The organism is Pseudoalteromonas sp. NSLLW218 (genome assembly GCF_015864775.1).
Classification (GTDB): Bacteria; Pseudomonadota; Gammaproteobacteria; order Enterobacterales; family Alteromonadaceae; genus Pseudoalteromonas.
The window spans coordinates 104,602-129,164 of the sequence record NZ_JADYWO010000008.1; the positions used below are offsets into that span (position 1 = coordinate 104,602).

Here is a 24,563-nt window from a genome sequence, read left to right on the forward strand (position 1 = left end):
AGATTAAAGCTAAATTATTTTCCTGATGTATCACAGTTGTGACTTAATAACATAAGTTCACGAAGTGCAACTGAGAACTTTGCAAAGTCGTGGCTTTGTGATGTTTTAAACTCAGCCAGCATTTGTTTCCAACGTTGAAGTAATAAATCTTGGCTATCCATCCACTGATCTATTTGACTATCAACATCACTCTCATCACCTTCAAAGCTATTTAAAACCACTTCAGATAACGTACGTTGCTGCCAATCAAGCTCCTCACGGTAAGATGAACGAGCAAGTGCTTGCCAATGATTTGCTACTGGTTGCTTAGTTATTTGCTCTAAGAACCAATGCAGACCCATTCTTGCGCCTAGTTTAAAGTAAGTATTCGATACCATCGAAATACTCTTACCTGAATTATTAGCAACTTCAGCTAAATCCATCACAGAGAATAAGCTTGATAATGAAACAATACGCTTAGCTATATCTGCAGGAACGCCGGCATCAATTAACTTATTGGCTTCAATTACAATGCGGTCATTTTCTTTTTCAATCATGTATGTATTTAAGTTATCACTTAAATCTTTAAACGTTGGCGCAAAGAATTCAATTCCTTGTTCAATTGTTTGTGACTTATTACGATGACGTAAGAACCAACGCGTAGTACGGCGAACAGTACGACGAAGTTGGTAAAGCATTTCAGTTTGTACCGCTGCTGGTATTTTATTATCCAGTGCGCTGATAGAAGACCATGTATCACGCATTTCAAATATTTCGCTAGCAATTGAGTAACACATTGCAATTTCAGCTTCGTTTGCACCGGTTTCTTCATGCATACGTACCATGAAGTTTAAACCCATATCATTGACGATACTGTTAGCAAGTTTAGTTGCAATAATTTCTTTACGAAGTGGATGGTTGTTCATCGCATCGTTAAACTTCTCACGTAGAGGACGTGGGAATGACTTCACAAGCAATTGGCGATAGTAAGGGTTTTCAGTAATTTCATCACTTACTAAAGACTCTTTTAATACCATTTTTGCGTAAGACACTAGCACTGAAAGCTCAGGGCGAGTTAAGTCTTTACCAGCGGCTGCACGTTCTGCCAATTCTTCATCACTTGGAATGAACTCAATAGCACGGTTTAACTTGCCATCTTTTTCAAGTGCATGAATAAAGCGAATCTTTTCTTTAAGCGTTGAAGTACCTTTAGACTGCGTAATTGAAATAGTGTGTGTTTGACGATAACAATCTTTTAATACTAACTCAGATACCTCGTCTGTCATTGAGTAAAGTAGCTCATCACGTTGTTTACGTGTTAAGTCACCTTCAGCAACCAAGCCATTAAGTAAAATCTTAATGTTAACTTCGTTATCTGAACAAGCAACGCCCCCTACGTTATCAATAAAGTCTGTATTAACACGACCACCCTTAGTTGCAAATTCAACACGACCTAATTGAGTTGCCCCTAAGTTACCGCCCTCACCAATTATTTTAGCGCCTAAATCTCTACCATTTATACGTAGTGCATCGTTTGCACGATCCCCTACATCTGCATCAGTTTCTTTAGAGTTTTTAATGTATGTACCAATACCGCCATTCCACAGTAAATCGAACTCCATCATCAATGAAGCTTTCATTAACTCATTTGGGGTCATACTTGCTTTTTTAGTACCCAACATTTTTTTCATTTCTGGGCTAAGCGTAATTGATTTAGCAGCACGAGAGAAAACACCACCACCGGCAGAAATTAACTCTTTGTTGTAGTCTTCCCATGATGAACGCGGCATATTAAATAAACGTTCGCGCTCTGGATAAGAAGTAGCAGCATCTGGGTTCGGATCAACAAAAATGTGCATATGGTTAAAGGCAACTTGTAAACGAATATGCTTAGATAACAACATGCCATTACCAAATACGTCACCCGCCATGTCGCCAATAGCTACCACTGTAAAGTCAGTCGTTTGACAATCGATATCCATTTCACGGAAATGTCGTTTAACTGACTCCCATGCGCCTTTAGCTGTAATACCCATTTTCTTGTGATCGTAACCAACCGAGCCACCTGATGCAAATGCATCGCCAAGCCAGAAATTGTATTCATTAGCTATGCCATTTGCGATATCAGAGAAAGTAGCAGTTCCTTTATCCGCTGCAACCACTAAGTAAGCATCATCTTCATCGTGGCGAACAACATCGCGAGCTGGCACTATTTCACCGCGTTCAATGTTATCTGTAATATCCAAAAGACCACGGATAAAGATTTTATAACACTCTTGGCCTTCTTTAATAAACGCTTCACGCTCACTAGGTAATTGCTTACATACAAAGCCACCTTTAGAACCAACAGGTACAATTACTGTATTTTTAACTTGTTGCGCTTTAACTAAGCCAAGTACTTCAGTACGGAAGTCTTCACGACGGTCAGACCAACGCAAGCCACCACGCGCTACTTTACCGTAACGTAAATGCACACCTTCTACGCGCGGAGAATAAACAAAAATCTCAAACGCTGGAAGAGGAAGCGGTACATCAGGAATTAAGCTTGGTTGTATTTTAAATGATACATACGACTTAAACTGACCTGCATCATCTTTTTGGAAATAGTTAGTACGAAGTGTTGCAACAATCATATCGACGTATAAACGAATAATACGGTCGTCATCTAGGTTTGCTACATTTTCAAGCTCTAAATAGATTTGTGTGCTTAGCTTCTCAAGTGTTTTGGCACTTGCTGGGCTCTTAACTGAGAACTTTTTAGCAAATAAGTTAACAATTTGCGCAGCAATATTCGGATAGTTAGCAAATGTGCTTTCAATGTAAGTCTGAGAGAACGTAACACCGATTTGACGCATATACTTAGCGTAAGCACGTAAAATAGAGGCTTCTCGGCCAGTTAGGCCTCCCATTAACACTAAACGGTTAAAACCATCGTTTTCAAGGCGGTTGCCCCAAACATTTGTTAATGCAGCGCGAAAACGTGCTGAAATCTTATCAAAGTCAGCCATCCCTTTGCTATCAATAAGCATCGAGAAGTCCATGATCCAATTAATACGACCATCGCTTGTTTTAACTGAATACGGCGTTTCGCCAACAACGCGCAGACCAAAGTTTTCAAGCATTGGCATAACATCAGATAAGTGAATTGGTTCGTCTTTATGAAATAAGCTTAATCGTACAATATTGCTATTAGCTTCTTCTTGTGGACGGTAGAAAAGCATTTCTAGTTTGTTTTCATCACTAAGTAATTCTAACTTTTCGATATCAACAACCGCAGCACTTGGAAGCACTTCATCTTTGTATGAGCGTGCAAACGCATTACAGTATTTACGATTTAAATCGTTACCACGTGCTTCGCCCGCAGATTCTAAAAGTGCAGATTGAAGTTTATCTTCCCACGTACGTGCAGCTTCTACTAAATTGTTTTCGATATCTTTCACGTTATATTCGATCTTGTTGTCGGTCACACGAACGGTGTAATGAGTACGCGCAAGTGTTGACTCAGAGAAATAAGTAGTAAATTCGACTTTATCGTCAGAATTAAATGCATTGGCTAATATATCTTGCGTTTCACGACGAAGTGCCGTGTTATAGCGCTCGCGAGGTACATAAACCATGCAAGATAAGAAGCGACCATACGCATCTTTACGTACAAATAAGCGACACATATCGCGCTCTTGTACTTGTAACACACCCATAGCAACTTCAAGTAGCTCACTTTCGCGCGCTTGAACAAGCTCATCACGTGGGTAGGTTTCTAAAATATTTAAAACAGCTTTGTAAGCATGCGTGCCTTTAGCAAAATCACACATTTCCATGATGCGATTAATTTTACTTTTTAATACTGGCACATCAGTAGCACTGTTATTGTAAAAGCTTGATGAGAACAAACCAATAAAGCGGTCTTCACCAATTACATTGCCTTCGTCGTCAAAACGCTTAATACCTACATAATCAATGTAGGCTGGACGGTGAACGCGAGAAACAGAGTTAGTTTTTGTTAGGATCAGTAGGTTGCTACTACGTGCTTCTTGGCGAGCAACCTCTGGTAATTCTGATAATAATCGTGTGTGTTCTTCAGTAGAGTTTTTCATCAAGCCAAGGCTTGATTCCATTTTACCTTTTAATTGATAATCACCTTGAACTGGGCTTAGCTCATATTCACGGTAACCCATTAGGGTAAAGTTATCTTTAGCTAACCAATCTAAAAACTCAGTTGTTTCTGAAACTTCTTCTTTCGTTTTATTATGATGACGCTTAGGTAACTCTTTAGTTACTGCCATCAATTTTTTACGGATTGGCTGCCAATCATCAACGGCAACCGACACATCGACAAGAACTGATTCTAACTCTTTTTTGAAAGACTCAATCACAGAAGAATCTGTTTGACGGTCGATTTCAATAAAGAATACTGTTTTAGTAGAAGAAGATTCTTGTTCTGCTTTTAGATTTGATAAACCAGAAATTTTAGCGTTTTCATCGCGCTTAATTTTTAATGGGCAGTGAAGTAATAAGTGAGAGGCGATATTTTCACGTGTCATGGCCATACGAACAGAATCAACTAAAAACGGCATGTCTTTAGTAATAATTTCTACAATTGTATGCGATGACTGCCAGCCATCTTTTGCCACTTCAGGGTTGAAAACGCGAATAACAGCGTCGTCGGTAGTATTTTTTTCTAGCGAGTTCCAAAGGCTTAATGCTGCGCCATATAGGTCACTATCGTTGCGGTTTGCCAAATCCTCTTTAGACATGTTGCTGTACAAGGCTTTGGCGAATTTCTCAACGAGTAACACATTATCAGCGCGAACTTTTTTCTGGATCAGCTTACAGACATTATCTAGGATAACCGAGGCTTGGCCTTCATTTCGTGTCATTGTATGTTCCTTAATCTATTACTGCTCAGGAGCAGGAATTTGTACAGCTATTCATTAGCGTGGAGTCAATTAAATTCTAACCCTTTTACAGCTAATAAACAGCCTTTTCGATGAAAACATTTTAAGCATTTCAGCTATTTGGTCATCTATTCACAAATTGTAGATATAAATGGCCTTTACAGGCCATTTAGGAGCAAAATTATTCACATTATTTTTTCTGGTCAGTCCAGAGAAGACTACCAATAGCAGGTAATAACAACACGGCACCTAACATATTCACTAAAAACATGAAAGTTAACAGTATACCCATATCAACTTGGAATTTAAGATCTGAGAATATCCAGGTACTCACACCAATAGCTAATGTTATACCGGTAAATAGAACCGCACTTCCACGTTCAACAAGCGCATTTCGATAAGCAACACTCAATGGTACATTTTGCTTAAGCTGCCCCATCATCGACGACAGTATATAAATACCATAATCAACCCCAATACCCACACCTAAAGCAATAACTGGTAAAGTAGAAACGGTTAAGCCTATTTCTAATTGCACCATAAGTGCTTGTGCAAGCGTTGATACGATATAAAGCGGTAATACTACGGCAATCGTTGCTTTTACGCTTTTAAAGCTCATTAAGCATAAAATAATAACAGCACCATAAACGTAAAGCATCATTGGTATTTGCGCTTCTGAGACAGACTCATTAGTAGCTGCCATTACGCCAACAGGTCCTGACGCTAATTTAAATGCTAATTTATCAGTGCCCTCTTCTTGTGCAAATTGCTTAACACTCTTAATTACAGTATCGATAGTTTGTGCTTTATGATCATCTAAAAATATAATCACTGGCATAACTGAACAATCACCGTTAAGTAAACCTGTACTCGTTTCAACTCTAGATGTTGACTGTACTAAGCTTGCTGAATTTCGTGGCAAGCTTTGCCACTTCAGATTGCCTTCGTTGTAGCCTGCGTTAACCGATTGAGCTACAGAGCTCAAACTTACAGCAGACTGTACACCGGCCACATTCTCTACTTTGTATTGGAAACGGCTTATACGCTCCATCACACTATGCTCAGTACATGCAGCAGGATATGCTTCTACAATTACCTTTAAGATATCAGACGAGATAGTATATTTATCAGATATTAAGAATGTATCTTGATTATAGCGCGCATCTTGATGCAGAGATGGCGCCCCTGCGTGTAAATCACCTATACGCATTTTATCTGCTTGCCAGTAACCTAAAGCAAATAAAACAAGTGTAAAACCAATAATCATTTTAGCAACTTTAGGATCTGTTGCTTTTACAAGAAGGTCTCGAATTTTATCAAGCATGTTAGGCTTAGTAGCATCACCAGATTGAATATGTACACTGTTCTCAAAGTTCATGTACGAAGCCCAAACTGGTAGTAAAATTAAATTAGTAAATATAATTACTGCCACACCTAAACTCGCTGTAATGGCAAGTTCGCGAATAATACCAATATCGATGGTAAGTAATGTTAAAAAACCGACAGTGTCTGAAAGTAGTGCTATACCACCTGGGACCAATAAAGCCCTAAAACTTGACTGACAGCAAATACGTGTTGTTTTACCTTCACCGACTTTTTTACCAATCGCATTTATCATCTGCACACCATGGCTTACACCAATAGCAAATACTAAAAACGGTACCAAAATAGACATAGGGTCTAGGCCAAAACCTAAACTTGAAAGCAGACCTAATTGCCAAACAACAGCAATGATAGAACACGCGATAGGCAAAATGGTCAGCTTTAAACTGCCACAAAATAGCCATACCATAATAAAGGTAAAGGCGATAGCAATAGCAAAAAATACGACCACCCCTTTAGCGCCTTCTGCTATATCACCGGCCATTTTTGCAAAGCCAATAATATGGATGCTTACTTTTTCTGTACTTAGAGGCTCTCTTAAATCACTTTCTAGCTTTTGCGCAAAAGCTAATGTGTCTAACTTTTGTTGTGTTTGTGGATCTGTTTCTAAAAGTTGAGCTGTTACCATTGCACACGAGTAATCGCTGGCAATCATACGTCCTACAACTTTTGCTTTTTCGATATTTTCTTTTACAACACCTAAGCCACGTTTGTCAGCTTTAAAGTTGGCAGGAATAATTGGACCGCCTGCAAAGCCATCCTCGACTACTTCAACAAAACGAGCACTGGGTGAAAATATAGAGTTAACTAATGGACGATTTACGCCTGGAATAAAATAAAGCTGATCGTGGACCGCTTTTAACTGAGTAAAGAATTCTGGATTAAATATATCACCGCTGTCATCACACACTGAAATCAAAATACTGTTTGCACCACCAAACTGTTTTTCATGCTTAGTGTATACTTTCATATAGTCGTGATTTAACGGGATGTTTTTATTAAACGAGGCATCTAATTGAATTTGAGTTGCTTTGAATACAAGTAAACACGTTATAAGCGCAAAACTTATAAGCATAATTAAGCGATGTCTAAAAATCGCCTTTTCAATAAAATCGAGTAACTTATGCATTAAGGGGTTAACTCCTTCACTTTAATGCCATCTTCAGTAGCCATGATTAGTTTGTTATTTAAAATCACGCCATCTAAAATTGCTTTACCATCGGCTAACTGCTCATGGGTGAGTAACCCATCTTGAAGATGAAAAATAACGCCACTATTGGCGAGCATGAGCCATTGTTTGTTATTGTAATTAATGATGTTGTTGATCGTCGCAGTTTTTACATTTTCGAAATGCTGCCACTGCTGTTCACCATTTTGCTTCGCAAAAACATTGCCACGAAGCCCTGCCACAATTTCTTGTGTGCTATCTGATGCAACCGCAAAAAATGAACCAGGATAAATTTCCTCTATCCTTTGCCAAGTTTCACCGTCATCAATGCTTCTGGCCATTAACCCCATTTCACCAACCAACATTAATCCGTTATCTGTTATTTCGATTCGATTAAAGTGCGGTAAAATTGAAGCTGTTTCTGCTTCATACCCTTCGGGGTCGTTTTCTTTTAAATCGTTTAAATAATCTCTGTCGTCACTAAATAGTAACGAATCTAAAAAGCGCTTTTGCCAATGTTTACCACCATCGCTAGTTTGGTAAAACATACCATAAGCGCCCACTGCAAAACCTTTCAAGTCATCTTCAAATAGAATATCTAAACATGGTTTGTCTAATTCTGGTTGTGCTTGTTGTAATTGCCAATTAATACCACCGTCAGTAGTATTTATTATTGTTGCATCGTGGCCACATGCCCAGCCATTATTTTCATCGCTAAAGTCAACAGCTGTTAATAGCACTTGAGTCGGTACAAGTTCAGCTTGTTGCCATTTATTACCTGTTTCACTTTTAATAACAGTACCATGTTTGCCTACTGCAATTAGCCCGTTACCTGTGTTTGTTATATCAGTAAGTAGGGTTTTATCTGCATTAATTGCACTGATTGCGTTTTCAGGAACATCCTGGGCAACACCCGCACCGCTTATGATCAGGCTGGCATATACTAAATACTTCATAATTTTAATCGCCTTGAACGAGAGAATTGTTTGTCTTTATATACTGAGGAAAGCGTTGCGCGATTTGGTATAAGACAAACGCGATGTGAAAGGAAAAGGCACTTAACATAAGTTAAGTGCCTTACTTCTAACTATCTACCTGCGCGACGTAATGCGCTTGACGTAAATTCGTTATCATTAAACGATTGTGAAAAATCGTACATTTTTTCTTGGTTATCTAAACCAATTGCTAAATAACGACGTGAATTTAAATCATGATAAACTTCAAGCGTACTCCACTGAGTAGGTACTTCGTAATAGTTAAGGCCATAAGCCATTGCTACACGGTAAAGTTGGTCGCGGTTATCATAAATATCCGTAACCTGTACTTGCCAGCTATCTTCATCAATGTAAAACACACGTTTTTTATAGATATGGCGTGTATCGTCTTTTAAGTTAGCTTCAACAACCCAAACACGGTGTTTTTCGTAACGTGTATGTTCTGGATTGATATGACCAGGCATTAAAATATCATCGTACTCTAGCTTATCACTATGAAGTTTATAGCTGTTGTAAGGTATATATAACTCTTGCTTACCTTTTAGCGTCCAATTGTAACGATTTGGCGAGCCATTAAACATATCAAAGTCATCGGTAGTGCGCAGGCTATCGGCTGCTGTGCCTGGTGCATCATATGCAACATTAGGTGCACGACGAACGCGACGTTGTCCCGAGTTATAAGTCCATGCTTGGCGCGGCGTTAATATTTGGTCCATCGTTTCATGAACTAATAACGCAGTACCCGCTAAACGCGCAGGCTCTGTAACGCTTTGTTTGAACTTAAACAAAATATTTGAGTCTTGAAGCTCCGCAGGTGTTGCACTAGGGTCTGAGTATTTAACTAATAACTGCTCATCAAAACCAACATAGTTATAAGAACCAGATGCAGTCGGTGCGGCTTGACCACCAAAACGCTCAATAGATTGGCCACGGTAACGTAATAAGTGATTCCAAATTGCCTCTAAACCAGTTTTAGGAATAGGGAAAGGAATACCAATCGCTGTATTTTTAATACCATTACCGCCTTCAATTAATTCAGCAGTCGGTGCAAACTTTTTAGTCGCGTCATAAACAAACTGAGGGTACGAAGCTGAGCGGCGTGTTTCATACACTGGCATTTTAAATGTGTCCGGGTATGCTTCAAATAAAGCAATTTGACCCGGGCTTAGATTGGCTTTGTACTTTTCAATATTACTTTTATCGATAGTAAAAAGTACTTTATCAGCTGTAAATGGGTCAAGGTGATGCATACCAGCTTCATAACCTGTAGGAGCAGCTGTAATGCCGTTATTCCAAGCTGGAATAGAACCATCAGCATTAGCTGCTTTTTCTGCACCCATTGGCGTTAAGTTTTGACCTAATTGAGCAACTTCATCAGCGCTTAATTTAGCTAAAGCTGCGCTACTTGCAAACAAGCTACAAAATGCTGTAGCGATGAGGGTAGGTTTTTTAATCATAGTAATGTTACCCCTAAATAGAATATTTTAAGTTAAAAGAAACGTAATCGCGGTCTGAGAAAGTATTAATATCGCCGCCGCCCCAAAACGAGTTATAGCTCACATCAAGTGACCACGCATTTTGGTAGTTAAAGTTCATAGTTGCACCTAAAGATTTACGATCTTCGATAAATAAGAACATAGGATCTGGTGTATTACCATTTACGTCATGAGAAAATACAAAACGTGGCGAGAAGTTAATACCGTTATATAGGTTAAAGTAATCACCTTTAGCAATTAAGCGATACCCCCAAGAAGACGCAGTAGCAAATGATTTTTCTTCAGCACCATTTGATAAACCAAGTTGCAATGTTGAGTAATCAGTTGTACCAGGGCCTGTAATTGTTCCACTGCGGCCAGTACCCGAAACATTTAAACGCATTTCATCGTATTCTGGCATATTATGAATTTTTACTGCACCTACTTCACCAACAACAGCCCAACTATCTGCACCTAAAGAAGGACCAAATAGGTGAGTAGCAGTAAATTGAATTTGTGACGTATCACGTTCAATATAGCCTTGAGCAACTTCACCCGCAGCAACAGAACTAATATCATCGCCAAAACTCATTTGCGAAATACCTGCAAAGTCTGGACGAAGACCTGCAAGCGCTAACTGCTCAGGCATAGCTGTGTACAGTAGCTCTACGTCATCAATTTGCAGTGGCTCATCTTGACGAAAGGCAAATTCACCTGCAAAGGCTGTTTCACCGATAGTCGTGTTAAAACTTAAACCATATAGTTTAATATCTTCAGGGTAGTCATTTTCAGCTTTTGAAAAAGCGGTTAAATCAGCAACATTATCTGACGTGATTTCTGTTGTCATGATCATTGCTAAATCTTGTGCAATTGCTGCCTGCGAAAAGTTTGATACACGACCAGATATAAGCGGACGACGACTGTGATAATTCACATGGTATAATGCAATCTCAGTATCATTAAACTCAGGTAAAAATATACCTAAACGTAAACCGTATTGGCCACCATCTTCAGGCTCATTTTTACCATTATCCCCTTTGCCTTTAAGCGCAACCTTAGTTGGATAAGCAAGATACATCTGGGCTAATAAAGCACTCCCTTCAGCACTTGAAGGATCAATACCTTGAGCAGCGGCTGCTAATGCAAAATCGGATGTTAGGTTATTCAAACTATCAGTTAAAAAAGCAACATCAATATCAGGATTAGACGTAAAGCCTAATTGAACATTCTGCTGATAACCATTTTCTGCTGCAAAGTCATTAGTAGAAAAGTATGTACCTGCTGCTGGTAAACGCGTTTCCTGCCATTGGTATTGGTAGAAACCTTCAAGCGTAATGTTCTCAGTAATACCAAGCGATGCCCAAAGCATACCTATTGGTATAAATGCTTCTTTTAATTCAGCGCCAGGAGCTTTTAACCTATCTATATCAACTGGGTTTACGTTAATACCATGAGATATAAGCGTACTTTCACCCCAGTTAACTACTTGCTGACCTAAACGGACAGACAAAGGGTTATTACCATCATTTAAATCAAAATCGGCCCATACAAACGCATCTAATAAACGTATGTCGGCACAGCTTTGTGCTTTAGTATCTTTATCATCACATGGATCAACACCTTGCCCTGATGTAGGATTTGAATAAGCGTGGTAGCCATCCATTAAAGCAAAGTCGTAAAAATACATGAAGCGAGTGAACAAACCGTAGTTATCTTTATTTATTGAAAGGTCGTGTGTTCCCTTCAATAGTTTTGAGAATGAGTCACCACTATCAAAATTTAAATTACCAGCATCACCGTTATTTGAATAAGACCCAGGTTGAGCCCATACATCTTGAGATGAATAGATAGTGTTACTTAGCGCAGGATTGTATCCTGTCCAATCAAATGCTGGATTATTACTTTTACCAATTAGGTTAAAGTCTCTATCCTCTACGCGAACACTTTGCCCATATGAAAAAGTTGAATCGAAGGTAATATCAAAACCTCCAGCTTCAAATGTTACAGCTTGAGTACTTGCTGCAGATAAACCTAAACTAGCGGCTGCTAAACCTATAGCGATTCTATTTTTAACAAAAAGCGATCTTCTTATCATTTTGGTTCCCCCCTGTCGCGGGTCATTTTGTGTGATCAAGTTATTGTTTTTAGTGTAATCATAACGATAGAAGCGAATCAGTGAAATTACAAATACTCGCTCAAATCAGTCATATACTTTTTATTCTGGTTAACGCTTACGTATTGGTAAGACGTCGTACCAGATAATTTATACACGTTATTTAACAATAGGACAAATTGAAATTAACAAAAATACAATATTTTTATGGTTTTATAACATAAAAACAGGGAGCTAAGCCACTTGTTCAATACGAATGAATTTATTTTCGGGGGTTAATAACATTCTAAAACGCCCTCTTATACCTAGGCTGGTAATAAAAGGTCTTAAATGATTAGCAGAAAAACGTACTGTTTTCCCGCCATCTTCTACAACTTGTAATGAGCTAAAACGGCCATGGTAGTAATCCATGCACTCGTTATAGCTCAATCTTAGGCTAAAATAATACTCAATCATTTATGCGAGCGCTTTTTCAACCTTTTCATACAAGTCAGCACTTAGGCCATCGAGGTTGGCTAAACGCTGTAATTGCAATTTCATTGCGTGTGAACGTACATCATCGTAACGCTTCCACGACATAAATGGTGTAAGCATACGAGACGCATTTTGTGGATTAATTGCATTAAGTTTTATTAATAAATCACCTAATAACGCATAGCCTTGAGCATCTGATCGATGAAATTGCGCTGTATTAAAGTGGCTAAAACTTCCTACAAGTGCACGTACACGGTTAGGATTTGAAAAGTCAAAACACGGGTGTTCATAAAGTGCTTTAATATTTTCTATCGCATTACTGCCTGATTGCATAGCTTGCAGTGCAAACCACTTATCCATGACTAAAACATCATGACGCCACTGACTATCAAAATGACTCAAAAGCGCTTGTCGAACAGGGTGTGAAGCTTTTACCACTGCGCTTAGGGCGCCAAGTACATTAGTCATATTAGTCGAACTTGCAGCCTCCTTAATAAAGGTTACAGCCTCAGGTTTTTGTGTTCTAGCAAGGTAGTGCAAGCATATTTGTTTTAAAGCACGATTCGCAACGGAGGTTGCACTTACACTGCCATCATCTTCAAGAGATTCGTAACAACTAAGTAATTCATCAGCAAGTTCATCAGCAATTTGTTGCTCAAACTTTTCTGTTATTTCGATAATCTCATCAACAGGTATTACATCAAATTCAGCAGCTAACGTGTCAAAACTTGGCAATTTAAACAGCTCTGCAATTAAAGCTAAATCGCCCTCTTTGGTGTTTATAAGCACACGTAGCGCATTTATAATTTCGCTACTTAATACGCGATTCGTTGCATCGGTGATTTGAGATTTAATCGCCTTAATGAATAGCTGCTGTTGTGCATCCCAACGTGAAAAATCACTGCGCGCAAAACGCATAATATGCAATAGTTCTGGCTCTGTTGTTTGCTGATTTAAAATACAAGGAGCAGAAAAGTCTTCGAGTAAAACCGCAACAGGCTTTTCTAAAATATTGTCAAAGCTAAATGTTTGGGTCGTATTTGTTACATCAAGTACATGATCTAGCTTTTTACCTTTATATTGCAGAGCAATACTCTGCCCATTGGCATCAAGTAGTTCAATAGCAAAAGGTATATGAAGCGGTTTATTCTCTGGCTGATTAGCCGGCGCTGTTTGCTCGATTGTCAAAGTGTATGTATTTGAGCTGCTATCAAATTTTTGAATTGCATTTAAACGCGGTGTACCTGATTGGCTGTACCATTGTTTAAATTGCTCTAAATTAACGCCTGATGCATCGCTCATCGCACTAACAAAGTCATCACATGTAACTGCTTGCCCATCGTGGCGCTCAAAGTAAAGTGTCATACCTTTTTGGAAGTTCGTTTCACCTAGCAATGTGTGCATCATACGGATAACTTCAGCACCTTTATCGTATACAGTAACTGTATAAAAGTTATTCATTTCAATAACTTTCTCTGGGCGAATTGGATGAGCCATAGGGCCTGCATCTTCACTAAACTGATGCGTACGCATTACTTTAACCGCATCAATTCGGTTAAGTGCACGAGAACCTAAATCACTGCTAAATTCTTGATCCCTAAAAACCGTTAAACCTTCTTTTAACGATAACTGAAACCAATCTCTACAAGTAACTCGGTTACCAGTCCAGTTATGAAAATACTCATGCCCTACAATAGATTCAATCGTATGGTAGTCTTTATCTGTGGCTGTTTCTTGATTAGCTAATACGCATTTACTATTGAAAACGTTCAGCCCTTTATTTTCCATCGCGCCCATGTTGAAAAAATCGACGGCTACAATCATATAAATATCAAGGTCATACTCTAAATTAAAGCGCTCTTCATCCCACTGCATTGCTTTTTTAAGTGAAGCAATAGCATGGGGTGTTTTAGATAAATTACCTTTATCAACAAACAATGCTAACTCTACATCTCTGCCGCTTTTAGTTGTGTACGTGTCTTTTAAAACATCAAAATCGCCCGCTACAAGTGCAAATAAATAGCTCGGCTTTTTAAATGGGTCTTGCCATTTCACAAAATGACGACCATCTTGTGTTTCACCACTGTCTACTTGATTACCATTAGAAAGAAGTTGCAGATATCTTTTATCGGCAATGATAGTTACATCAAACGTGGCAAGTACATCAGGGCGATCCATGTAATAGGTGATTTTTCTAAAACCCTGCGCTTCACACTGTGTACAATACGCACCGCCAGATAAATACAAACCCTCTAGAGAAGTATTTGTCTCAGGTGATATCTCGGTCACAATACTTAATTGGCAACTATCCGGTAAATTATTAATTATTAGCTGCTCACCAATAATTTCATAATCAGTTATATCGACCGTATCAATGGATAAAGACAGTAAGCGTAAATCAATACCATCAAGTACTAAAGGTGCTTTTCTATCACCAACCCGCGTTAGTGTTAGCAAAGAGCTTACTTTGGTTGATAATGGCTGTAAGTCAAAGGTTAGCTCTGTGTGGTCAATTAAAAAATCAGGAGCTTTATAGTCTTTAAGATATTGTGCTTGAGGTTTACTTGATTCAGTCATAGATACTCCAAAACAGCTCCTTTTAAGTTAAAAGGAGCTGTTTAAAATTAGGCGGATTGTTTTGGCTTAATACGTAAAATTTTAATGCCTAAGTAGGCATAAACAACCGCTAAAACAGGGTTAATTAAGTTAAAGAAAGCGTAAAGTGCATAATCAAAAGGGTTTATTAGTAAAACGCTTTGCATATATGCGCCACACGTGTTCCATGGAATTAGTGGGCTGGTAATTGTACCGCCATCTTCCAATGTACGAGATAAGTTAACAGGCTTCAAACCACGTTTTTCATATTCATCTTTAAACATACGACCAGGTACTACAATTGCAATATATTGATCGGCCGCTATCACGTTAGTACCAATACACGTTGCTATAGTTGCCGCAATTAACGATCCCGTACTTTTAGCTATTTTAAGTATGCTTTTAACAAAAATATCCAAAAGGCCTGTTTTTTCCATAATTGCACCAAACATCAGTGCAGTCATAATAAGCCATGTGGTTGTAAGCATTCCGGACATACCGCCACCACTAAGTAGAGAGTCCATTTTATCATCGCCTGTACTTATGCTAAAACCATCAAAAAACGTCGTCCAAACAAGCTTAAAGTAGCCAACTAGCTGTCCTTGAGAAACATCAATTTGGCTAGCAATTAAATCAGATTGAAACAACATCGCCCAAACAGCGCCTACAACAGCACCGATAGAGATAGCAGGAAAGGCCGGCATTTTTTTAATCGCTAAAACTAAAAGTACAATTAGCGGGATTAGCATTTCAAAACCAATATTAAAGTTTTGCTGTAAAATAGCCGTTATTTCATCAATACGCCCCGCTTCGCTTGAAGCAGTTGCGTTAAAGCCCATGAATATAAATATAATCAGTGCAATTACAAAACTAGGTACTGTCGTCCACAGCATATGTTGAATATGCTCAAACAAATCTGCGCCTACAACTGCTGGCGCTAAATTTGTTGTTTCAGACAGCGGACTTAGCTTATCACCAAAGTACGCGCCAGATATAACAGCGCCTGCTGTTACTGTTTGCTCAAGTCCAAGACCCGTTGCAACACCTAATAAAGCAACACCTATTGTAGCGGCAGTAGTCCAAGAGCTACCAATGCTCATAGCTACAATGCCACAAATTAAACAACTCGCTGCGTAAAACCAACTTGGGTTTATAACTTGCAAGCCATAATAAATTAAAGTTGGTACCGTTCCAGAAAGTAGCCAAGTGCCAATTAACGCACCTACCATAAGTAAAATTAGGATAGCTCCAAGCGAAAGCGTTATACCTTCAATCATGGCTTGTTCTAACTTTTTCCATGTATAACCGTTTTTAAGCCCAATTAAAGCCGCTGCAAAAGTAGCAAATAAAAGCGCAATTTGGTTGGGCCCTGATGAAGAGTTATCACCAAATAAGTAAACTGCAGCACCTAGTAAACAAATTAATACAGAGATAGGAATTAACGCATCAAAAAACGAGGCGGGCTTGATTGGTTTGTCATCCAATAGCTTCAAAGTAGAGACTCCTAGACACACTTACTGTGTGTTTAATTATTATTTTTAGCACGTTAAGCGCATTAACTGAGCGTCATTAATCTAGCTCAAATTTATGTAATCAAAGATTATAACAATTTAGTAAATTTTAGGTAGTAAAAAAGGCGCTAAAGCGCCTTTTTTATAGAGGTAAAACCAGTTGTTACTTCTTAGCTATACGACCATAATTAATATAGTCTTGAGTAATTAATGCAGCTTCTTCTAAAAATGGGTCAAGCTCTTCAATTACTTCTGGTAAATCGTCTAAGTTTTCTACCGGGTCTTTACCTAAACGCTTAAGACGTTCGTTAGTACGTACAAGTGCACGTGCTTCACCTTCATCTTTTTCTTTAATACGCGTAGCTTCAACTAAAGAGATAGTTTTACGGTCTTTCTCTTCGTTGTATAAGGTAATGTCATTAAATACATAACCAAATTCTGGTTCTGATTTAATTCGTACTTCGTGTTGCTTCTCAAGGTAGGTAATAATAGGTGTTAAATTACCTAACTTTTTGTATTTCGCTTTAACAATGCTATCCCAAGGAAGTGCATTATCTTGCTTACTTTCGCCCCACTCTGCAGGATCGATTGCTGATGGAAACGAAATATCAGGGATCACACCTTTATGCTGTGTACTCCCCCCGTTAATGCGATAAAACTTAGCAATAGTATACTGTACACTACCTAGCGCATTATCGTATAGGTCATAAGCGCGGCCTAAGCCTTTGTGCTGCTGTACAGTACCTTTACCAAATGTTTGCTCGCCAATAATAACCGCACGACCGTAATCTTGCATTGCTGCTGCAAATATTTCAGAAGCAGAGGCACTGTAGCGGTCAACTAAAACAGTTAAAGGGCCATCGTAATAAGTTATACCATCGCGATCTTTTTGCTCTTCTATACGGTTATTTAAGGTATGAATTTGAACAACTGGACCTTGGTCAAAAAACAAACCTGACAATTGAGTCGCTTCATATAAAGAACCACCACCATTTTGGCGTAGGTCGATAATAATGCCATCAACTTTTTCTTCTTTAAGCTTAGCCAGTTCAACTTTTACATCTTTAGAAAGATTATTGTAAAAGCCAGGAATTTCAATCACTCCAACTTTACTTGTTAAGTCAGAGTATTTGGCTTCAAATACTTCTGATTTAGCCGCTCTATCTTCAAGTCGAATTTTATCACGAGTGATTTCAACAACTTTAGGTGCACCGTGAGCGTCAACACCTTTTAAGTACTGTAGACGTACTTTAGTCCCTTTAGGGCCTTTAATTAAATCAACTACGTCATCTAAACGCCAGCCAATTACATCTACAAATTCTTCGCCATCTTGGGCAACGCCGATAATGCGATCATCAGCTTTAATTTGATCTGTTTTATCTGCAGGGCCTCCTGGCACTAAGCTGCGAATAACAGTGTAGTCTTCATCAGGGCTTAGCACGGCACCAATGCCTTCAAGCTCTAAGTCCATATCCATTTTGAATTGCTCTGCACGACGTGGCGATAAGTAAGACGTATGCGCCTCAATACTGCGTGCTAGCGAATTCATAACAATTTGAAAAGCATCTTCTGAATTAGATTGTACTAAACGTTTTTCTGCATTTTTATAACGTTTGGTCAGAACTTCTTTAATGCCTTCCCAATCTTTACCCGTCATTTTTAAACGCAGTGCATCGTACTTTACACGCTCACGCCAAATTTCATCAAGCTCAGCTTGTGACACAGGCCATGCTGAATCTTCACGGTCATAAAAGTATTCATCTTCTTTATCAAACGTCATTTCTTTTTCAAGTAAAGTAAGTGAATACTCGTAACGTTCAAAACGGCGTTTAAGACTTAAGTTAAAAATATCAAACGTAAATTCTAATTTACCGGTAGTAATCGCGTTGTCAAAGTCATCACGATATTGCTCAAAAGAGGCAATATCGCTGGCTAAGAAAACGCTTTTATTAAAATCAAGGGATTCGATATAACGATCGTACACTTTACTAGAAAGCTCATCGTTAAATCGAACCGGTGTATAGTGTGAACGAGCAAATAAGCTAGCCACTCGCTTGCTAGCAGTACCATGTTGACTCTCTTGCTTAAGCTGGGGTAAATCGTCAATTGTAACGGCTTCAACAGCAGCAAATAATGAACCTGAAAACAGGGCAGCAACTAACGGAATGAGCGTAAACTTTTTACTCATACACAACTCCTTAATTTATTTACAACTTAAACAATATATAAGCTGTCAGCTTTGGTTTTAACTTGCATGCCTGTAACTAATTCAACATGAACATCATCTTTGTTCACTTCAGTGATTACTGCGTTTACAAGTGCTTGGCCAAGTTTAACCTTAACCTTATTATTAACCTTGACCTCAGTTGCTGGTAAAGGTTCAATTTTTCCTGAACGTTTAGCCGGCGCTGCTTTAGCAGGTTTGTTAGCTGCAGGTGCGTTTTTATCGCCTGCTTTACTAGCATGAGCTGGTTTTTTCTTGAAAGATTTAGAATCAGAATCTTGGCGTGGACGCTGTTGTTTTTTGCGTTTTGCCATTTTAGCACGGCTTTCTTCCAATGCTTTTTGTGCATGGTCGATATGCTCTTGCTCAACTTTTTCACCTTGATTACCATCAAGGTCAATACGAAACTCTGACTTAGTCACAGCTTCTAAATAACGCCAATTAGACGTGTATTTTCTAAGCGCTTGACGAACTTGAGTCTTACTTACTTTTTCAGACCCTTCAATACGCTCAGCAATATCTTTAAAAATACCTACTTTAAGCGGCTTGATGCCATCTTTTTGTTTAAAACATTGTGGGAATTCTTGATATAAAAATTCCAACACTTCATTAATATCTTTTAGCTTGTTTGTGGTTTCCATTTTAGAACCTATTTTTCACATCTTTTCATCAAGGGACGAATCGACGTAGTGTGTTACCCAGTCGACCAACTCTTCGAAATCGGCTTCTATTACAGCCATATCACCCCGAAGGTGTTCCCAAATACCATTAATTGTTTCATCAATAAATTCACATTCTGAATCATCTGGAAGACGATCCCATGCAATATGAATTAAATCATTGAGCGTTTCCGCTACATGCTCTTCTTCGCCTTCCCAATCGCCAACATCTTGCACAGCAAATAGGTAGTCTTGAACATTTAGCAAATCTTTCATTACAGGCTCGCCTCTAAGCATTTCACTAATGCTTCAAGGCCAACTTTATCATCAGCATCAAATCGGCCAATACTTGGACTATCAATGTCTAGTACTGCGAATACTTTACCATGTTTCATGATAGGTACAACTACTTCAGAATTAGACGCTGCATCGCAGGCTATATGCCCGTCAAAAGCGTGAACATCTTCAATTAATTGTGTTTCTGCGGTTGCCGCAGCTGTTCCACATACCCCTTTCCCAACGGGAATACGGATGCATGCGGGGTTACCTTGAAACGGGCCAAGTACTAATTCAGTAGGAGAATCCATAAAGTAAAAGCCCGCCCAATTTACATCTTCTAAAGAGGTAAATAACAGCGCGCTTATGTTTGCCAAATTGGCAATTACATTAGATTCACCAGCTATCAGCGATTCAGTTTGCTTAACTAATGACTGGTAAAAATCGTGCTTTTGCATACCAAACTACTTCTTATTAAACATACAGTAGCTAAAGGTACTCTTTGTCGTGAAAAATTGGAACCTTTTGGAGGTAAAAAAAAGGAAATTGCACCGTTTATCAGCGTGCTTGGTTAATAATGCTGCGATTATTTTTTTACCGATTTACGAAGACCAAATAAAAACAGTCCAGCTGCAAATGCTGACATAACACTATTAATCAAAAATATCTCACCAGTTGATGCACTTAATAAGTAACTGAATATAGCGCCACCTAACAAACCAAGGGTTAATACACCTGAATAATTAACTTTAGAATACTTAAACATAAGTAAATATCCTGGCACGACAAAAGCCGCCATTGTTAAACCTACAATATGCGCATTTGAGATAGCAGTCATCAAAAGTTGAAAAAATACGGATAGGAAATCACCCTGTAGCGTTAGTGCGTAATACAATCCTAACAAGCTGCCAATAATTACCGGGGACAATAATGAAAGCGCGACGCTTTTTGCGAGTTGATGTTTCATCTAATAATCCTTAATACAGAGTATAAATTTTAATGTATTAAGCATGCACCAAGATCTAAAGCTTAGAAATAGAGACTATGGTCGTAATTTATGATGATAAATCGCGCTATTTCTACCCGTAGTTATTTATTTTACAGGCACAAAAAAGCCCACTAAATTAGCGGGCTATTTTGTTATATGGTGGAGAGATAGGGATTTGAACCCTAGATGGGCTATAAACCCATGCCGGTTTTCAAGACCGGTGCATTCGACCACTCTGCCATCTCTCCGATACTGCTAAGTTAAAAGTAAGAGTGTACTAATAACTATTTAAATGAATGATAATTTAATTACCACACACTTATTAAATAAGTGGTGGAGAGATAGGGATTTGAACCCTAGATGGGCTATAAACCCATGCCGGTTTTCAAGACCGGTGCATTCGACCACTCTGCCATCTCTCCGCACGGCCTGCATAATAGGGAAACCCATCCCTTTTGTGAAGCTTTTTTTTAAATTAATTGTTTAAGTGCTTAAAAAACAATTAATTTGTTTAAAGTTAGAACAAAGTGTTTTTAATTTAGCCGTCAATACTCTTTTATTTAAATATTTAACTCTATTGATCTACAAAGGTTTGCCCAAACATATAAGAGTTGGTAATCTAATTTTAGTTAAATTATCGAAACACACACGTTTCACTTAAAGGAGCTCTACAATGGCGTTTAATCAATCGTACAATACCGCGAAACCGGTAATGTCTACCATTGAAACAAACAAGGTACTTAAAAACACCTACTTTTTACTAGCTATGACACTTGCATTTAGTGCAGTTACAGCCGGTATTTCAATGGCACTACAATTACCTTACTTTATGGGAATTGTGTTTACACTTGTTTCGTTCGGTTTATTATTTGTTGTAAATAAAAAAGCAGATACAGCATCTGGTGTATTTTGGGTGTTTGCTTTCACAGGCTTAATGGGGGCAGGCTTAGGTCCATTGCTCAACCATTATGCTGCAATGCCTAATGGTCCAATGCTTATTATGCAGGCGTTGGGTTCTACGGCGCTTATCTTTTTTGGTTTATCTGCTTATGCACTAAACACTAAAAAAGACTTCTCATTCATGGGTGGCTTTTTAACGGTTGGCTTAATCGTTGTGATTGTAGCTAGCATTGTTAATATTTTTGTTGGCAGTTCACTTATGTTTATGGTGCTTAATGCTGCAGTTGTATTGATCATGTCTGGTTTAATTTTATTTGATACTAGTCGAATCATTAACGGCGGCGAAACTAACTACATTCGCGCAACAGTATCTTTATACCTAAGCGTATATAACTTATTTACGTCTTTACTTGCTCTACTTGGCGCAAGTGATGACTAATTAAATAGTTCTGTTAAAATAGCCCCTTAATTGGGGCTTTTTTATTGGAATTGTTTTGTCACGTTTTGTTCTTTCATTACATACACCACCATCCGATCACGATACAACGCAACGCATTGTTAAGTTTGCGAATGCATGTTTAGCTCAAGGGCACACCATTGATGCTATTTTTTTATACCAGCAAGGTATTTATCATGCATCTACCCACTTTGATTTATCCTCAGACGAACTTCAAATACCAGCACTTTGGCAGCAACTCGCCGATCAAAAACTAAATTTAATGCTGTGTGTTACCGCCGCTGAAAAACGCGGGTTAGATATTAAAAACACAGGTGTATTTGCAGTCGCAGGGTTAGCTGAATTTGCAATGCTTGCAAGCGACGCTGATAAATGGGTGCAATTTAAATGATCAACGTATTAGTAATGAGTCAGTGCAGCCCATTTGACGATTTAAATATTCGTGATGCACTTGATATGACATTGATATTTGCGGCCGTTGACCAAAATGTGAGTTGGTTGTTTAGCGGCCCCGCCGTTTTGGCTTTAAAAAAGCATCAACAACCAAACGATATTGGCTTAAAAGATTTTTTTAAAAACATTAAAACACTCGAAATCTATGATGTTGAAAACATCTACGTGTGTGAAAAGTCATTGCTTGATTATGGTTTAAATAAACATGATTTACTCATAGAGGCAAAAGCACTCAACTTTAGCCAACAACAAACATTAATTAAAGCGCAGCAACATGTGGTGAATTTATGAGTACATTACATATTTTTTCTAAGCCGCTTAACTATTATTCGGCAAATCAGCTAGAAAACTTAATTTTATCAGACGATAACGTGCTACTTGTTGGTGATGCCTGCTTTGCAAAAAAACAATTTAGGCAATTTGCAGATACACTATTAATACTTGAACAAGACGCGCAAGTACGTGCAATAAAATTAACAGATAACGATAAAGCCATTAGCTATGAAGACTTTGTAGCACTCACTTTATCAACTAATCAATCAATTACGTGGTAACTCATGCTTGAATTTAACAACCAACAGATTGAAACCGACAAACAAGGTTACTTGCTTGACCATACTTTGTGGTCAAAGGAGCTTGCACCTGTAATTGCTATCCAAGAAAACATTACCCTTAGTGTTCAACACTGGGAAGTCATTAACTTTGTTCGTGATTTTTATATTGAATATAACACCAGTCCAGCAATTCGGATGCTTGTAAAAGCAATGGCTAAAGCGCTCGGTGAAGACAAAGGTAATAGCCTTTATTTATATAAATTATTTCCTAAAGGCCCAGCCAAGCAAGCAACAAAAATTGCCGGATTACCAAAACCAGCTAGGTGCATATAATGAGATCTAAACCAGGCAATAATCAAGTAACTGAATCCAAGCCAAAAAGAAGTACAGGGCGTACTTATTCACGCAGTGCACTTAACAAAACGCCTTCAGGTAAAAGAGAGATAAAGCCACAAATAGCGTCTAAAGACAGAAAAATTGTGTTATTCAATAAACCATTTGATGTGCTATGCCAATTTACAGATGACGCAGACAGAAAAACGCTTGCTGAGTTTATCCCTATTAAAGAAGTTTACGCAGCGGGTAGATTAGATAGAGACAGTGAAGGTTTATTGCTTTTAACAAACTGTGGAAAATTGCAAAACACATTAACTGCACCTGATAAAAAAACGAATAAAACATACTGGGCACAAGTTGAAGGTGAACCAACGAGTGAATCAATTAATGATTTATGTAATGGCGTAGAACTTAAAGACGGACTTACACTCCCCGCTAACGTTAAAATAATTGATGAACCTACAATTTGGACTCGTAATCCCCCTGTACGCGAGCGAAAAGCAATCCCTACCACTTGGCTAAGTATTACAATTAATGAAGGTAAAAACAGACAAGTCCGTCGCATGACCGCGCATATTGGCCACCCTACACTTCGTCTTATTCGCTACAGTATCGGAAACTATACGTTGGATGATATTAATTGTGGTGAATACAAAGTAATTAAAGGTGCATTTGATGCATAAACCGCATGTAACCGTTGCGGCAATAGTAAAAAAGCAAAATGAGTTTTTACTTGTCAAAGAGCGCGATAAATTTACACAGCAGGTTTGTTACAATCAACCTGCTGGTCATTTAGAACAAAACGAAACTCTTGCACAAGCCGCAAGCAGAGAGCTACTTGAAGAAACAGGCTTAGCGCTTGAGCCAGTCGGCTTTTTAGGTGTGTATAATTTGCATGCCGAAAATGGAGTGCACTATTTGCGATTCTGCTTCTTATTTGAAGCGCCTGATAATATAAACGCGCCAACGCCAATAGATACCGACATTATCAGCGCTAACTGGTACACATTAGAGCAAATAAAATCACTCTCCCTTAGAAGCCCTTTAGTATTGAAGTGTATTAACGACAGCCTGAATCGACCAGTATTGAGCCTAGAAACTATTTACAATTAGCTATATTGGGGAGTA

The 24,563-nt window shown here is 38.5% G+C and carries 20 protein-coding genes and 2 tRNA genes; 7 read left to right on the forward strand and 15 right to left on the reverse strand.

What is annotated here, in order from left to right:
* Window positions 1-14: 14 nt before the first annotated feature.
* From I6E80_RS13625 to I6E80_RS13695, 15 genes are all read right to left on the reverse strand, one after another.
* Window positions 15-4,856 carry an NAD-glutamate dehydrogenase gene (locus I6E80_RS13625; RefSeq protein WP_197185759.1) on the reverse strand — a complete coding sequence of 1,614 codons (4,842 nt, stop codon included), beginning with the start codon at window positions 4,854-4,856 and terminating at the stop codon, window positions 15-17.
* Window positions 4,857-5,064: 208 nt separating this feature from the next.
* Entirely contained in the window at window positions 5,065-7,386 is a 2,322-nt protein-coding gene (locus tag I6E80_RS13630; protein ID WP_076924579.1) for an RND family transporter, read from the reverse strand.
* Window positions 7,386-8,381, reverse strand: a complete 996-nt coding sequence (locus I6E80_RS13635; RefSeq protein ID WP_024599593.1) for a YCF48-related protein — start codon at window positions 8,379-8,381, stop codon at window positions 7,386-7,388. Before I6E80_RS13635 ends, I6E80_RS13630 begins: the two co-directional genes overlap by 1 nt.
* 131 nt (window positions 8,382-8,512) lie before the next feature.
* Window positions 8,513-9,877: a DUF1329 domain-containing protein gene (locus I6E80_RS13640; protein WP_076924577.1), complete on the reverse strand. Its 1,365-nt coding sequence runs from the start codon at window positions 9,875-9,877 to the stop codon at window positions 8,513-8,515.
* Window positions 9,878-9,890: 13 nt separating this feature from the next.
* Window positions 9,891-11,990: a DUF1302 domain-containing protein gene (locus I6E80_RS13645; protein ID WP_076924576.1), complete on the reverse strand. Its 2,100-nt coding sequence runs from the start codon at window positions 11,988-11,990 to the stop codon at window positions 9,891-9,893.
* Between the two features lie 252 nt (window positions 11,991-12,242).
* Window positions 12,243-12,464 carry a DUF2835 domain-containing protein gene (locus I6E80_RS13650; protein WP_033036512.1) on the reverse strand — a complete coding sequence of 74 codons (222 nt, stop codon included), beginning with the start codon at window positions 12,462-12,464 and terminating at the stop codon, window positions 12,243-12,245.
* Window positions 12,465-15,059 (reverse strand): aminopeptidase N, encoded by a 2,595-nt coding sequence (pepN, locus tag I6E80_RS13655; RefSeq protein ID WP_197185760.1) that lies wholly within the window; start codon window positions 15,057-15,059, stop codon window positions 12,465-12,467. It lies immediately after the preceding gene.
* 47 nt (window positions 15,060-15,106) lie between these two features.
* On the reverse strand, window positions 15,107-16,570 hold the full coding sequence (gene nhaC / locus I6E80_RS13660) for a Na+/H+ antiporter NhaC (protein ID WP_007586912.1): 1,464 nt from the start codon (window positions 16,568-16,570) through the stop codon (window positions 15,107-15,109).
* 181 nt (window positions 16,571-16,751) lie between these two features.
* Window positions 16,752-18,776 carry a carboxy terminal-processing peptidase gene (gene prc, locus I6E80_RS13665; RefSeq protein ID WP_076924574.1) on the reverse strand — a complete coding sequence of 675 codons (2,025 nt, stop codon included), beginning with the start codon at window positions 18,774-18,776 and terminating at the stop codon, window positions 16,752-16,754.
* Window positions 18,777-18,802: 26 nt separating this feature from the next.
* On the reverse strand, window positions 18,803-19,453 hold the full coding sequence (gene proQ, locus I6E80_RS13670) for an RNA chaperone ProQ (RefSeq protein ID WP_024600504.1): 651 nt from the start codon (window positions 19,451-19,453) through the stop codon (window positions 18,803-18,805).
* A gap of 15 nt (window positions 19,454-19,468) precedes the next feature.
* Complete coding sequence (locus I6E80_RS13675) at window positions 19,469-19,747, reverse strand: hypothetical protein (protein WP_002961910.1); 279 nt, start codon at window positions 19,745-19,747, stop codon at window positions 19,469-19,471.
* Window positions 19,747-20,205, reverse strand: a complete 459-nt coding sequence (locus I6E80_RS13680) for a GAF domain-containing protein (RefSeq protein ID WP_076924573.1) — start codon at window positions 20,203-20,205, stop codon at window positions 19,747-19,749. The genes I6E80_RS13675 and I6E80_RS13680 overlap by 1 nt, the downstream gene beginning before the upstream one ends.
* A gap of 128 nt (window positions 20,206-20,333) precedes the next feature.
* Complete coding sequence (locus I6E80_RS13685) at window positions 20,334-20,714, reverse strand: hypothetical protein (protein ID WP_007586920.1); 381 nt, start codon at window positions 20,712-20,714, stop codon at window positions 20,334-20,336.
* A 178-nt stretch (window positions 20,715-20,892) separates the two neighbouring features.
* Window positions 20,893-20,983, reverse strand: a tRNA-Ser gene (locus tag I6E80_RS13690).
* A gap of 83 nt (window positions 20,984-21,066) precedes the next feature.
* A tRNA-Ser gene (locus tag I6E80_RS13695) sits at window positions 21,067-21,157 on the reverse strand.
* A gap of 251 nt (window positions 21,158-21,408) precedes the next feature.
* Between I6E80_RS13695 and I6E80_RS13700 the strand changes: the two genes are divergently transcribed.
* The 7 genes from I6E80_RS13700 to I6E80_RS13730 are packed head-to-tail and all read left to right on the forward strand — an operon-like array spanning window position 21,409 to window position 24,548.
* Window positions 21,409-22,074, forward strand: coding sequence for a Bax inhibitor-1/YccA family protein (locus tag I6E80_RS13700; protein ID WP_007580214.1), 666 nt, complete (start codon window positions 21,409-21,411; stop codon window positions 22,072-22,074).
* Window positions 22,075-22,129: 55 nt separating this feature from the next.
* Complete coding sequence (gene tusD, locus I6E80_RS13705) at window positions 22,130-22,483, forward strand: sulfurtransferase complex subunit TusD (protein WP_197185761.1); 354 nt, start codon at window positions 22,130-22,132, stop codon at window positions 22,481-22,483.
* Window positions 22,480-22,836: a sulfurtransferase complex subunit TusC gene (gene tusC, locus I6E80_RS13710; RefSeq protein WP_024600506.1), complete on the forward strand. Its 357-nt coding sequence runs from the start codon at window positions 22,480-22,482 to the stop codon at window positions 22,834-22,836. Before tusD ends, tusC begins: the two co-directional genes overlap by 4 nt.
* Window positions 22,833-23,099 carry a DsrH/TusB family sulfur metabolism protein gene (locus tag I6E80_RS13715; RefSeq protein WP_007580209.1) on the forward strand — a complete coding sequence of 89 codons (267 nt, stop codon included), beginning with the start codon at window positions 22,833-22,835 and terminating at the stop codon, window positions 23,097-23,099. Before tusC ends, I6E80_RS13715 begins: the two co-directional genes overlap by 4 nt.
* A 3-nt stretch (window positions 23,100-23,102) precedes the next feature.
* Window positions 23,103-23,432, forward strand: coding sequence for a TusE/DsrC/DsvC family sulfur relay protein (locus I6E80_RS13720; protein ID WP_007580207.1), 330 nt, complete (start codon window positions 23,103-23,105; stop codon window positions 23,430-23,432).
* Window positions 23,432-24,118 carry a pseudouridine synthase gene (locus tag I6E80_RS13725; protein ID WP_197185762.1) on the forward strand — a complete coding sequence of 229 codons (687 nt, stop codon included), beginning with the start codon at window positions 23,432-23,434 and terminating at the stop codon, window positions 24,116-24,118. The genes I6E80_RS13720 and I6E80_RS13725 overlap by 1 nt, the downstream gene beginning before the upstream one ends.
* Window positions 24,111-24,548, forward strand: a complete 438-nt coding sequence (locus I6E80_RS13730) for an NUDIX hydrolase (protein WP_197185763.1) — start codon at window positions 24,111-24,113, stop codon at window positions 24,546-24,548. Before I6E80_RS13725 ends, I6E80_RS13730 begins: the two co-directional genes overlap by 8 nt.
* Window positions 24,549-24,563: the final 15 nt, after the last annotated feature.